This window comes from Bacillus sp. N5-665 (assembly GCF_022637375.2).
GTDB classification, from domain to species: domain Bacteria; phylum Bacillota; class Bacilli; order Bacillales; family Bacillaceae_G; genus Bacillus_A; species Bacillus_A wiedmannii.
The window spans coordinates 2,267,012-2,280,598 of sequence record NZ_CP093325.1 but is presented as its reverse complement, the minus strand read 5'-3'; the positions used below and the strand labels follow the sequence as shown (position 1 = coordinate 2,280,598).

The 13,587-nt window shown below is 34.1% G+C and carries 12 protein-coding genes and 1 pseudogene; 4 read left to right on the top strand and 9 right to left on the bottom strand.

All coding sequences use genetic code 11. From position 1 onward, the window contains the following. Positions 1-243: 243 nt before the first annotated feature. Positions 244-782 (bottom strand): annotated as a pseudogene (locus MNO09_RS14355) (GrpB family protein). A gap of 680 nt (positions 783-1,462) precedes the next feature. Between MNO09_RS14355 and MNO09_RS14350 the strand changes: the two are divergent. Beyond that, positions 1,463-1,795, top strand: coding sequence for a DUF1904 family protein (locus MNO09_RS14350; protein WP_001120973.1), 333 nt, complete (start codon positions 1,463-1,465; stop codon positions 1,793-1,795). A gap of 265 nt (positions 1,796-2,060) precedes the next feature. Here the strand turns inward: MNO09_RS14350 and MNO09_RS14345 are convergent, their stop codons facing one another. Then, positions 2,061-2,384, bottom strand: a complete 324-nt coding sequence (locus MNO09_RS14345; protein WP_000912142.1) for a PepSY domain-containing protein — start codon at positions 2,382-2,384, stop codon at positions 2,061-2,063. Positions 2,385-2,404: 20 nt separating this feature from the next. Further along, complete coding sequence (locus tag MNO09_RS14340; protein ID WP_001233665.1) at positions 2,405-2,875, bottom strand: hypothetical protein; 471 nt, start codon at positions 2,873-2,875, stop codon at positions 2,405-2,407. A 176-nt stretch (positions 2,876-3,051) separates the two neighbouring features. On the opposite strand from MNO09_RS14340, the gene MNO09_RS14335 reads away from it, so the two are divergent. After that, on the top strand, positions 3,052-3,726 hold the full coding sequence (locus MNO09_RS14335; RefSeq protein ID WP_001264526.1) for a response regulator transcription factor: 675 nt from the start codon (positions 3,052-3,054) through the stop codon (positions 3,724-3,726). Beyond that, the gene (locus tag MNO09_RS14330) at positions 3,723-5,096 is read left to right on the top strand and encodes a sensor histidine kinase (protein WP_002096469.1); all 1,374 of its coding nucleotides are present in this window, start codon (positions 3,723-3,725) and stop codon (positions 5,094-5,096) included. The genes MNO09_RS14335 and MNO09_RS14330 overlap by 4 nt, the downstream gene beginning before the upstream one ends. 176 nt (positions 5,097-5,272) lie before the next feature. Here MNO09_RS14330 and MNO09_RS14325 read toward each other — a convergent pair whose 3' ends face one another. The 3 genes from MNO09_RS14325 to MNO09_RS14315 form a co-directional block, all read right to left on the bottom strand. After that, positions 5,273-5,488 (bottom strand): hypothetical protein, encoded by a 216-nt coding sequence (locus MNO09_RS14325; RefSeq protein WP_001104091.1) that lies wholly within the window; start codon positions 5,486-5,488, stop codon positions 5,273-5,275. A 318-nt stretch (positions 5,489-5,806) separates the two neighbouring features. After that, positions 5,807-7,252: a L,D-transpeptidase family protein gene (locus MNO09_RS14320; RefSeq protein WP_001064110.1), complete on the bottom strand. Its 1,446-nt coding sequence runs from the start codon at positions 7,250-7,252 to the stop codon at positions 5,807-5,809. Between the two features lie 911 nt (positions 7,253-8,163). Beyond that, complete coding sequence (locus tag MNO09_RS14315) at positions 8,164-8,586, bottom strand: YhfM domain-containing protein (RefSeq protein ID WP_001214240.1); 423 nt, start codon at positions 8,584-8,586, stop codon at positions 8,164-8,166. A gap of 101 nt (positions 8,587-8,687) precedes the next feature. On the opposite strand from MNO09_RS14315, the gene MNO09_RS14310 reads away from it, so the two are divergent. Beyond that, the gene (locus MNO09_RS14310; protein ID WP_001176312.1) at positions 8,688-8,978 is read left to right on the top strand and encodes a hypothetical protein; all 291 of its coding nucleotides are present in this window, start codon (positions 8,688-8,690) and stop codon (positions 8,976-8,978) included. A 166-nt stretch (positions 8,979-9,144) separates the two neighbouring features. On the opposite strand, the gene cuyA is transcribed toward MNO09_RS14310, so the two are convergent. The 3 genes from cuyA to MNO09_RS14295 all read right to left on the bottom strand — a co-directional run bounded on the left by cuyA (position 9,145) and on the right by MNO09_RS14295 (position 13,424). Further along, positions 9,145-10,140: a D-cysteate sulfo-lyase gene (cuyA, locus tag MNO09_RS14305; RefSeq protein WP_001046599.1), complete on the bottom strand. Its 996-nt coding sequence runs from the start codon at positions 10,138-10,140 to the stop codon at positions 9,145-9,147. Between the two features lie 311 nt (positions 10,141-10,451). Further along, positions 10,452-11,684: a DUF4073 domain-containing protein gene (locus MNO09_RS14300; RefSeq protein ID WP_088107090.1), complete on the bottom strand. Its 1,233-nt coding sequence runs from the start codon at positions 11,682-11,684 to the stop codon at positions 10,452-10,454. A gap of 198 nt (positions 11,685-11,882) precedes the next feature. Continuing rightward, complete coding sequence (locus MNO09_RS14295) at positions 11,883-13,424, bottom strand: serine hydrolase domain-containing protein (protein ID WP_088107089.1); 1,542 nt, start codon at positions 13,422-13,424, stop codon at positions 11,883-11,885. Between the last annotated feature and the right edge of the window lie 163 nt (positions 13,425-13,587).

Genomic DNA, 13,587 nt, shown 5'->3' with positions numbered 1-13,587 from the left:
ATAACGATTCTTACGATAATTTTCGAGTGTTCTAACAATTTTAAAATATCTATTATAATTATATGGTATCTCGCTCCATATACTTTTGTTTAGTATTTTGTTGCTTTTTTATGCTCCCTAGGATATCGTCAGTATTTTTCAATATAATCTATGCTACACGTAAAAATAAAATAAGCTCCCCATATGGACAGCTTATTTACATAATTATCGTTATTGGAAGTAATTATAAATTAGTTTGTTAGTTCAAAATGATTCTATTGCTTCTTCTAAAATCTTGTTTACAAAGTCACTTTTACCTTCAGTATAACTTGCTCGATCTTTCGTTGTTTCTAACAATTCCTTTTTTAATTGTCCATATTCTCTAACAGATTCTGGATGGTTTCGAAGATAATCACGGAACGCTAAATGTCTTATAATTTCTTTATTTTCTTTACAACAAACATATAAGTGGTGGTCTATCCAGACTTTTTTTCTCCATGCCATGGTGTGAAGTGATCTTTTCTTCCAAAAGCTTCGCGACCTTCAATACCTAAATCACCTTCATGATAGTAACCTAACTTTTCGAGCCTTTGAATGACTTTTGGAAGCATATCACGATTATCTATTACAAGGTCTAAATCTATAATGGGTTTTGCACTTAGATTATTGACTGAGGTGCTACCAACATGTTCAATGGATAATAATAAGTCATCTAATTCAGCTTCAATAACATGCTTTAACTCTTTAAAAATAATTGACCATTCTGGGTTATAATCTTCAATTTTTATTTCGCTTTTTGTCATGATTCATCCACCTCTTCCTTCCTAATTGTACCATTTGAGAGAACCGATTTGTTCAGATTTTTAGATGTATATAGTATTCATCCGAGGTTAACATAACGCATCATTATCAGTAGCAAGGACAAGGAGGAATCTTCCCCTTACAAGGGAACCTCCTTTCTTTTTCTATCGACCTATGCATTTTTTTATACATTCCTATCCTGGCACGGTTTTAAGGTTCTTTTTTGTTGTTGGATAAATAAAAAACTGTATTAAATCTTGCATGCTCCTAGATGTCACTATATATGAACACTACGTATTTGACTTTCTCAATGACCAACATTACTTAACATGGTAAAATAGTATTCGGATGGGAATCCAATGTTATTAAAATTAAAGTGGTTATCAAGTCGGAGGAAGGCACCTTAGTGTGTCTTTTCTTTTTAAAATATATAAGCGCACTATCCCTTTCCTAACAGAGGCCTCCCCCTCATGCCTCCTTACAGGGAGAATGATAAGGCTTTTTTTATTTACCCAATTACCGAGCTCTCAAATGTTTTAAATAGTTACAATACATGTATTGCTTCAATAACATATGATCATTCTTAAGAATGTCATTGAAATATACCAATAGATGTTAGTGCAGTAAAATAAATTGTGTTATGATGTGAGCATATATAAAGCTATCTAACGGAGGGATTCATATGCCGCATGTTGTATTTCGTGGAATTACTACTGAACAATTAAAAAGCATAAGCAAGCCATTAGTAGAAGAGCTCGCAGAGATTTGTGAGTGTGGTACGGATAATTTTACGTTGGAACTACCAAGTTCTACGTTTGTATTCAATGGAGAAGAAATAGAAGCGTTTCCTCTTATTGAAGTGAAATGGTTCGAGCGTGGACAGGAAATTCGTGATCGATTTGCCAAGGCCATTACTACATATGTAATGGATTTTGGACTTCCAGAAGTAGAGGTTGTATTTACGGTTTTCACAGAATCAGCGTATTATATTAACGGGAAGCATTGTGCAAGTTAGAGCTATTCGAAAGATTTTTGTAACATTTATAAGGGGTAGAACCACATTGCCATCATGCTAAGAAAAGCGAATATCCAAACACACAAAAATGAACTCAATTCTCATAGACAACTAACTGTGAAGAGATAAACTTTTTGTTTTTGGGGACATCAAAATATTAGCTTGATGGTGTTGTAGCGATCCCTCTTTTAAAATAGTAGAATATAACCATGAAAAAACTCCTAACAAATTTTGTTAGGAGTTTTTTCAAATATGCGATATTTTTTTAATCCTCATTATTGATTTCTATTGTACCTGTTCTAGCACTAACTTTTAAACTATTTAACAGATTATCAGGTGTCTTAATTTCCACTTCATATTCAAATTTAGATTGTGCTAAGTTGTCATCTTCTAATTCGAATTCTTTTTTCACATTAATAATTTCTCCATTTGTATGAGCTAAAGAAATTTCACGAACTTGTTTCTCTGTGTAGTTTTCATTCTTTTTAGCATAATTGTAACCCATACCATAATATCCACCAACAATAGCAATACCACTTACTAAAATAGCAATTACACTTATCATTATTTTCTTTTTATGTTTTAACATTTTCATCCACTCCTTCATGATTAATCATCTATTCCAAATCTTGTTTCAAGTGCATTTTCTGCTTGCTCTAATTGATCTTCCAATATATCGTGTTCTCTTTCTTGCGTTTCATATTGTTCAACAGTTATCGTTCCAGCGTGATAATCTGCTTCTAGCTGATTATCAGATAGATCTATCTTGTCATCTAATTGATCAATTTCTTTTTTTGCTGCTAAGTACGTATTTAAGTTTTCTTCTTTTGCTCCAACTGGTTTCGTGTTATTTGCCTTTTCAACGATAGATGTGACTTCGTTTTTGAAATCTTGTATTTGCTTCGTGTCATTCGTAGCAGGCCCTGTTTTGTTTGGTTCTTGTTGTAGTTGAGCACTTTCTTTTTGCAATGTATCATTTTCCACTTTCAGTTGTTGTACTTCTGTATTGTTATCAGCTTGAGTAGAACAAGCTGTTAAGAATAAACAAGACATTGCTCCAATCAACATCCACTTTCTCATTCTGTTTTCCTCCCTTTACATGTGCACCTTATCCTTGCCTTTATATTACTGAACAAACATTAAAGGAAGATTAATGTACAAAAAAATAAAATGATATAATTAAATAGTTTCTAATCTTTCTTTAATGTTTTGGAATTATACTGATACATATTAATAAGAAGAAAAGGAGAATGTTAATGCGAGTTCTTATTGTCGAAGATGAACAAGACTTACAAAATATATTAGTAAAACGATTAAATGCAGAACATTATAGTGTCGATGCATGTGGGAATGGCGAAGATGCCTTGGATTATATAAACATGGCTACCTACGATTTGATTGTGCTTGACATTATGATTCCTGGAATAGATGGTTTACAAGTATTACAAAGGTTACGCGCGGATAATAATACAACTCCTGTCTTGCTTCTTACAGCTAAAGATACAATTGATGATCGCGTAACAGGACTCGACTTAGGTGCGGATGATTATTTAGTAAAGCCGTTTGCTTTTGATGAACTATTAGCAAGAATTCGAGTGTTAATGCGAAGAAAAACAGGAAATACATCTAATGTATTTGAAATCGCTGACCTAGTGGTAGATTGCAATATGCATAAAGTAACAAGAGGAGACCAGGTTATCACTCTTTCCAGTAAAGAATTTGCTATTTTAGAATATATGATTCGTAATAAAGAAGTTGTGTTGACACGAGATAAAATTGAGCAACATGTGTGGAATTACGACTATGAAGGTGGCTCGAATATTATTGATGTTTACGTCCGCTATCTTCGTAAAAAAATTGATAGCCAGTTTGAAACGAAGTTAATTCATACAGTACGAGGAACTGGTTACGTATTGCGAGTAGAATCATGAAAAGACTATCAATAAAAATGAGAGTGACCCTGTGGTATACGGGGCTAATTGTAATTATTATGGCACTCGTGTTAGCTTTTATTTTAACTTCTTCAGATAAAGTTTTGCTTTTTAATATGAAAGATCAATTGAAGAGCACAGTAAAAGAAAGTATTGAAGATATCGAGTATAAGCATGGTCAATTAAAGATGGACGATGATTTTGAAACCTTTGAAGATGGAGTAAATATCATCATTTATAGTAAACAAGGTGAGCCGCTGGCAGGACATAGTCCAACAAGCTTTAATAAAAAGATATCGCTTAAATCCGATGAAATACAAACTATTAAAGACGGTAATAAAGAATGGATTGTATATGATTTTCTCCATAATGCAGGCGGCGATGAGCAAGTCTGGATTCGTGGAATAATGACTATGAACCAATTATCATCAACGATGAATACGCTTATTGTGATAACACTCATCTCATTCCCATTACTTATTCTCATTGCCGCAGTGGGGGGATATTTTATTACACAAAGAGCGTTTCGACCTGTGCAACAAATGAGTGATTCAGCCAGTAAAATTGGTGATGGTAAAGACCTTTCGAAGAGAATTAATTTACAAGGTTCACCGAAAGACGAAATGTATCATTTAGCACAAACCTTTGACAAAATGTTTGAGCGATTGGAGACATCATTCGAAAGTGAAAAACAATTTACATCTGATGCATCTCATGAATTAAGAACACCAACATCTGTTATTATTTCGCAATGCGAATACGCTTTATCACTGAGGAATAATCCGAAAGAAATGGAAGAATCTTTAGAAGTAATTTTAAAGCAATCACGTAAAATGTCCGCGCTAATCTCACAACTCTTATTATTAGCAAGAGCTGACCAAGAAAATCATAATACTTTCCAATTTGAATGTATCAATATGAGTGAATTAACGGAAATCGTTGTAGAAGAGCTTTCATTAATGGTTCAAGAAGCTTCGATTGATATCACAACTCATATAGAGGAAGACCTGTTTATGAAAGCAGATCAAACATTGATGATGCGTTTATTAATGAATTTACTAACGAATGCGATTGCTTATAGCAAAGCGAACGGCACTGTGCATATGCAACTGTTCCGTGATGAAACCAACATAATAGGTAAAGTCTCCGATAATGGCATAGGCATCAGCGAGCAACATATTACGAGAATATGGGACCGCTTCTATCGAGTTGACGCAGCAAGAACATCTTCAAACATCGGAAACACAGGTTTAGGATTGTCGATGGTAAAATGGATTGTCGAACTACACGGAGGAGAAATTACGGTTGAAAGTAAATTAGGAGAAGGCAGTACTTTTACCTTTAAACTACCAATTGAAAAACAAGCATAATTTATGAATATTTGTAGCTCCAGAATGAAGATTCTTCATTCCTTATATAAAAGTAACCGATGCATTTTAATCAGCATCGATTTTATCATTTTTGACAACCTGTTCTGTTCAGTTGATATGCATATGGAAAAATATCGAAATAAAACCCCAGAAATCCAAAGGTCTCTGGGGTTTTATTATATATTTAGCTCTTTTTGCTTTTTGTTTTGTTTATGTCTATGCAGCAATTTTCGGCTTATGAGAGAAATCAGTAATAAGACCAGTATTAGTACGAAAAGTTGCATAAATGATAAATCAAAATATTTAGCACCTGTAACGATTAACAATGTAGAAATCGTACCTTTTACAATGAAAAAAATAATAATCCATAATCCGCCTTTTTTCCAGTTCATTTTTATATTACCCTTTCCTACGTTTAAATTATTAAATGGGACACCTTATTAGAAATCTATTATATTAATAAAAAAGTCATGTCTAATTAAATGCAATGATTCCATAATAAGTGAAAATGATATTCAATGTCAATTTTATTGACTGTTTGAATACCTGTTTCTTCACTTCAACCTCTTCCTACTTTGTTTCTTATAAGCAATGAACTCTTGTTTTCAAACAAAAAACACCTCTTGAATTCGCATGCGAATTCAAGAGGTGTTTTTTCATATACCATCAAGTAAAATTTCCTGCCTTATTTCTTGATACGTACCTATTTTCTAGTACACAATAACTGGATCATACGTGTTCAAACTATCATATACAGTTTTTGCAACGTTAGGCAGAAGGTTTACACACCCACCTGATCCCCCTGTTAAATAAGCATTATTTCCCCAGTCTTTTCGCCAGCCTGCATCATGGAATCCTTGACCACTATTTGTGAATGGAACCCAGTAATCTACTTTAACTGCATAATCAGCTTTACCTACTGCGCTTCCTTTCAGCGTGTATGGTGTTCGTTTATATAGAACGTACCACACACCTGGTGATGTATCTTCACTCGTGCTATGTTTACCCGTTACTACATTTGTTGTGACGACTAATTTCCCATCTTTATAAATCCAAATTTGTTGATCTGCAATTGAAACTTCTGCATATGTGTCACCGATGCCATTATTCGATGTTGTTTTATAGCCGATTCCTTCCTTCTCCCAACCATTCCCGTGAATATTAGAAGCAGAAAGCGATTTTTCGCCTTTCTCAAAGGCTTGTTGAACTTGTTTTGTTTCTTTTTCCACATCTAGTGCCCAGCCGTATCCTTGTCCTTTTACTGATATAACCGAACCAGAATGTGTTTTAAAAGCGAAGTCTTTATGTAATGTAGATTTAGCCTTATTAATTTCAGAAATCTTATTCTGAATTTCGCTCGCATCGATTGTCACTTTCATGTCCTTTGACATAGACGCATTTTGAATTAGATCTTTCGCTTTTAATGAGTACACTTCATCCTGCACTTTATAATCAACAGACTGCCCAAGAAGATTTTGTAATGCTTTCTCTTCTTTTTTGATAATCGGATCGTCTTCTTTAATAGGCTGTATGTATGCAGACTTTAGATGAATTTCGCTTTTATGCTTCTGCTTGTCGTAATCTTTTAGTAGATTCGTAACGTCATACTGTTTTCCATCAACACTCTTCGAAATTACAACTTTTCCTTGTTCGAGCTTCGCCATAGCATCTTGAGGCGCTTTTAATTTTTCATTCATAGAAACAAGCTTTTCTTCTACAAGTTTTTTCATCGTTTCACTACGATACTGATCCGCTTCTTTCGGTAGCAATGAATAATCTTTTTCCTTTGCGGAAGGGAAAAATGTCCACTGGCTTTTTAATAGTTTCTTAACTTGTGGCAAATCTTTTTCCGTTAGCTCCGTTTTTGTATCTTGTTCATCTAAAATTTGTTGTTGATCAATATAGACTTTATTTGCTAATCCAGATGTTTTTAATTTCTGTATTGCCTGATCAGCGCTCAAACCACCGACCTTTGTATCATTAATCGTAACATTCGAATTGAAGTGAGTTGCCTGATAATAACTCATTCCTCCAATAAGAAGTGCAATTACACCGCCACCCGCAGCGATTAGCTTCCAATTTGTAAAACGTTTTCTCGATCTTACCCGTTTTTTCTCAACTTCTTCCACAGATTCATTTACTGTATTGTTGTTCATCAATCTTTCCCCCGTATACATTAACGTCAATCGATTTTAAACCAAAACCATTGAATAGTGTACCTTATTTTTCCTGAAATTTCATTGTTTTTGACCAGTTTTATCTAACTTTAATCGTTTAAAGTTAGATTTTTTAATAGAAAGATATATAAAGATGGTAGATAAAGTGAAAAAAGGACCACATCAATCGAGTTATTACGGCCCCCTCGCATTTCCCTAATGTTGAAAGGTGATAATCTCTATAAATATTTTAACCTAGTGAAATAATTTTGAGAAGTTTCAAGTTAGAGGAAGGCAACATAGAATGCCTTTTATTTGTGAATATTTTAATGTCGCATTTTTTATAAATTCAAATGCAAACTATGCTTCCCACATTTCACCAGGTTTCACAACCTCTACTATCGGCCTAACGAATTTCACATTATGACCTTATCATCAACAATTTCAAGTTTCTTTAAAACTATTATATATGTTTGTACCACGCTTTATTAATACGATTAATCTTTTCAGGTGTTGAATTTTTAGACTCATTCTTTGGTGTAATCCTATTATTAGAACATCCTGCAATAGCGAGACAGTATGTAGCCAATAAAACTAATAATATTAATTTCTTCAAATAGCCACTCCTATATAAGGAAAATATTATATTGAGAAAATTAAACATAACATCGAATCTTTGTAAAAACAATATATTTCCTAGTATTATTATTTAATGGCGGATTAATGCACACCTTAAGGTTCATTAATCCGCTTATAAGCGTAGAACCTCATGCTCATCAAGTCAATATCCAATTTACATTTTATCCGATTCTCAATGTTTATTCCAATATAAAAAAATAGCTATTTTTGTTGAAAACTAATTATCTCCAAATTGAAAAATACGAGCTGAATTCCTATAACACTATATACGCTTATTCAACTAGTTTCTCCCCTGTAACAATCTGAAACAAAGTGGCTGCATGTTTCCCTTCTAATTGAGCGTACCGATTATCCCCCGCCTTGATTTCCATTTTCCCCTTATTAGTGCTTACCCAAATTTGATACAAAACAGCTTTCGCCTCTATTTTTGGATTTTTAAATTGAAAAACAAAGTGATAATCAGCTGGACGAGACATCTCCACTTTTTTATTTTCAAAAGTAGTATCATCTAATATTTTCTTTACTTGCAACACTTCGTTATTATCTGTCACCACCTTAAAATCTTCATATTCATTATCACCAATATGTTTTTGCGCTTCGATTGTTTGATCTTCATTTCCTAGTATATTTGAACAGCCAGTTACTATAAATATACAGATGACAATAAAAACGAAAGACAAATGTTTACCCCTCATATTTATCTACCTCATTTCAATAAAAATACTAATATTATAAAATAAAGGTAATTACATTAAACTTAGAAATATAAACAATAAAGGGGAAGGAGTGCCGTTCCATGCAGTTAAAAACATATACTTGGAAAAGTTATACGTTTCTCATTGTAAGTATATTCGTTACTATTAATCTCTTTCTCTTCACACCCATTTTAGACAGAATTGGAGTAGAATATGTCGTGCCTTTCGCCTACTTCATACTAGCTTCCGCTGTTATAGCAATTCTATTAGCGGTTATATCTTTTTGTAGTCGAAATGAAAGGAAAATTTTAGCGATTATCGGTTTATGTTTTACTCTATTTAACACAGTAATTATTTTATTCTTCCTTTGGTTCGGTTACCATTTCACTTAAGTGAAATATAAATAAACTCCATAAGCCACAAATAAAATTAATAGAATCGAAATGCCGAGTACCGTGTATATAATCCATTTTAATTTGAATTCATATCCCCCCTTCTCACCTCCGGACATTTCCAGTATATAACAAAAAGCATTGGATACCCAATGCTTTTTCACACTTACGCAAATAAAGACGTATTCGCATATAAAGCTGGTGAACCACCTGAATGTACGAATAAAATGTTGTCTTCTTTATTAAATGTACCTTTTTTAATTAAGTCGATTAATCCCGCTACCGCTTTGCCTGTATACACTGGATCCAGTAAAATACCTTCTGTTTTCGCAAGTAATTGAACTGCTTCCACCATTTCTGGCGTTGGTAACGCGTAACCTGGTCCTACATATTCATCAAAGCATGTAACAGCTTCGCGCGGGATAAAGTTCGGAATACCAACGTGAGCTGACGTTTCCTCTACAAGTTTTGCTACTTTCTCTTCTTGTTCTGCTTTTCCTCTACTTACGTTGATTCCAATTACAGGTATGTGACTTTGTGTTCCAGCAAAACCAGTAATTAAACCAGCGTGCATACCAGCGCTACCGCTTACGCAAACAACTGTACTGAAATCAATTCCTTGGTCAAATGATTGTGCCATAATTTCTTGCGCACAAGCAACGTATCCCATTGCACCAGTAGGATTTGATCCACCAACTGGTATGACATATGGTGTATTACCTTTTTCACTAACTTCTTTCGCTACTTTATGCATCTCTTCCATAAGATCTGCCCCGTTTGGTACAACAATTACATTTTCAGCACCTAGTAAATGATATAAGAAATAGTTTCCGTTAAAGTCTGGCTTCTCTTCTGGCTCAAGCCCTTCTTCTAATACAAGAATACATTTCATTTTTTCTTTTACCGCAGCTGCAAGTGTTAGACGGCAATGGTTTGACTGAATACCACCAGCTGTAATTAACGTATTTGCACCTTTTGCCTGTGCATCCGCAACTAGAAACTCTAACTTTCTCGTCTTATTACCACCAGCTGTTAAACCAAGTAAATCATCTCGTTTAAAATAAATAGTCGGCCCACCAAGTGCTTCAGAAAAATTGTTTAATTTTTCAATTGGTGTATATGACTCTGTATATTTTTTTCTCGGGAATTTAGCTAAATTCATAAATAACGCTCCTTTTGTACTTCTTTCACAATGTATGTAACGATACTATTATTACATGTAAAAATGATGAAGTCACCTTTCTGGTGGAAAAATGTATTGGAATTCGGTTTTTGTGAATGGAATTGTATTAATAATTTTAACTCCAATACGGTACGTGAAATTACATTAATAACTTTCATTTTATTTCGATACATGAAGTTTATATGAACGATTTTTTTAAATATATCGTTCATAACTTGAAATATATCGACTTACCGACAAAAAACGACAACACAAAAGAGCCCACTCATTAAAAAGTAGGCCCTTACTAATCACTTATTTGCCGAAAATCGAAGAAGCTGTGTTAATCCTGGCTCTAAATTCATTTCGCCCTTATGACGTACGTGTACAATTTTGTCCCCATCAAATTTTGGTGGGTTTCCTGGATTATACGTATTCCACTCACTAGTTCCCTCTACAGAGTACTCCATATATTCCGTTGCACCGACGATTACGTTTTTACTATCATCAGCGGTTACATTCGGTGCCATTTGTGCAACTTTCGAATCACTAATTAATAATTTTTTTATATCCTTATCACGTTTGTAATCGTAAGCTGTTACCATTACATCGTTACCATATGCTTTCACTTGTAATCCTTGTTTAAATGAATATCCATCTGGAGCAGTTTTCTCTCCGCCATTTGGTCCAGCTGACATCCAGCCTGTTTCAATACCACCCGTATTCACAACTGTAAAGCCTTTTTTATCTCCGCCTGCAATTTTCTTTTTACCAGCCCAGTCTGGTAAGTTTAAATCCCAATGCGTATGACTCGTAAAGAAAACAACTTGCGGATAGTCTTTTAATATATCGTACAATTTATCCACGTTTAAATAGTCATTTAAATACGGTGATTGTCTTGATCCAGATACTGTATCAGGTAACACGTGATGAGAGAAAATAAAAATCGGCTTATTTTTATCTTTTTGACTGTACTCTTCTAAATTTTGTTTTAACCATCCTAATTGCTCATCACTCATATATACTTCATCCCACATTTTTGAATCGTGGTATTTCATATATTTTTCAGTTCCTAAAAATAAAAGCGGATAACCGTCTAATTCTTTTTTATGATATACCTTTTCTTGCCCGCTAAATTGTAAGTAGCGGTTGAATAGCGTTTCTTCCGTTACACCATTTGGCCATGTACTTTGAGAAAGTTTCCCAGCAGCTGTCCATTTACCAGCATAAAACTCATGATTCCCAACAGTTGACCATACATTCTCTGGATATTTATTTTTATTTAACACACGCTTCACATCATCATATTGTGACTGTTGTCCCGTTGACGTTATATCCCCATTCATAATAAGCGCTCTAGAAAGTGGTGTCACTTTGTTCATATCTTTTAATACGTGATCAAAATCCCCTAAATCCCCTTGAATATCACTAATAACATTAAAAGTTGTAGCTAATTTTCGGCCTTGCTCTTTCCCTTCCGCATGTACTGAAAACGTCGGTAATAATGCCGTCATAACCGCTAACGAAGCAACTGTCTTTTTCATACAAATTCTCCCCCTAATAAATAAAATGTACAAACTGACATATTCTGCTTTCTCTTAGGTGCTTGTCCAATTCACATTATAAGGAGGGATTGTAAAGGTTGATTGGGTAAAAAATTAAGAGTTTTTTAAGGGGTTTTGTCTTTTCATTGCACTCCACAATTCGAAATTCGCGCCAATCTAGCTTTCTAGCCTTTAACATTACATACATGTAAATTTTGATGTTAAATCTTTTCGTTTCATACGTTGTTTTTTATTACTTCTAATTTTCGGGAAAAATCCACTAATTAATAATGTTATAATCCATACCATTATTAGAATAAAATTTAATGTATTACCGGAATTCAAGCTGAAAACCCTCCACAAGTATGCAGCACAAAAAACGAGAATAGCAGTAATAATAAGTAAAAATGTCCTAACTACTAATCCGATGTGGGATTTCTTCTCTTGCTTAAAAATGAAAGTTCTTCTACCGTTGTACAATCTAATTACAAATAGCAGCAAATATAAACCAAGTGTGGCTCCAATAACAATTGATGTAATAGAGTTGTTTTTTCTCTGCTCAGCTAGAGAGAAGTAACTTTCAGGTAATTTTCCAGTTTCATGTTCAATCCATGCGTGGTAAATATCCTGTCGTAAGTCTATACCACCTTCACTATTCGTGAGGATTACCAATCCATCCTTTGTATTAGGAATGAAACCATAAAAAGAATGCCAGCCTCGATTGTCACCAGAATGATAAAGTAATTTCCATTGATTAGATAATTTTTTTTCAAATATACCTAAACCATTCTCCCTTAATACCGGCTTTTGCATTTCCTCAACACGTCCACTTTTGATGACACCATTCCCTTTATTATTTGTATCCATACTTGCAAGTATCAATGTCATCATATCCGTAACATTTGTCTTGAGACCTGCAGCAGCCTGTTCGGTAAATTGGTAACTAGGGAGCTCCTCTCCAAAATATCCATAAGCTTTCGAAAGGTTATGATTTTCAGAACGTTGTAAGAATGAACTAGATTTCATTCCTAAAGGTTTCATAATTTGTTCTTCCATATAACGATCAAACGGTATTCCGGTAACCTCTTCAATTACAAGTTGTAAAATTGTATATCCGCCACCAGAATAAATTGTTTCTGAACCTGGTTTATTAGTAACCTCCACTGGTTCATTAAGCCATCCTTTTCCAGACAGAGACTCCTCGATAGAGTCAAGATGTTTCCCTGGTGTAACCCCGAGGTATCCTTTATGTGCAGACAGCCCTGCTGTATGGCTTAGCAATCTTCTTATCGTGACTTCATTATTATTAAACTCTGAATTAGGTAATTTCCATTTAGTCAGATATTTTCCAACGGGATCATCTAGTGATAAACGACCTTCATCTACAAGATGTAGGATTCCCCACGCTGTAAGGCTTTTAGATATGGAACCAGCTTGAAACAAAGTATCATCACTCACCGCTTTTTTTGTCTTTTTATCTACATAACCGTAGTTTAGTGTATAAGCAATACGCCCCTCATGTACAACCCCTATTGCAACCCCTGGTACCTCATAATTCCCCTGCCATTTTGGTACCTGTTCATCCAGCTTTTTTTTGAAATCCTCTATACTCCTATCAGTCAACGTGCCCGATTCTGCCCTCACCACATTTGTAAACCATGCTTCATTCGTAATGAATATACAAATCATTAAACATAAAATACTTTTGCATATTATCGATGCTTTTTGTCTATTCTTCATTTGCTCTACCCCTTTTTTCAGAATATTCTATCCGTCAATCAGAGTACTCCATTCTAATATCCCATTCTATCGATTTTTATTACTTAACCTTACAAAATTGTAATAAAAATCAAAGATCTACTATTGTCCTTTATCCGAGGACAATGAAATTCATCAACAAGAT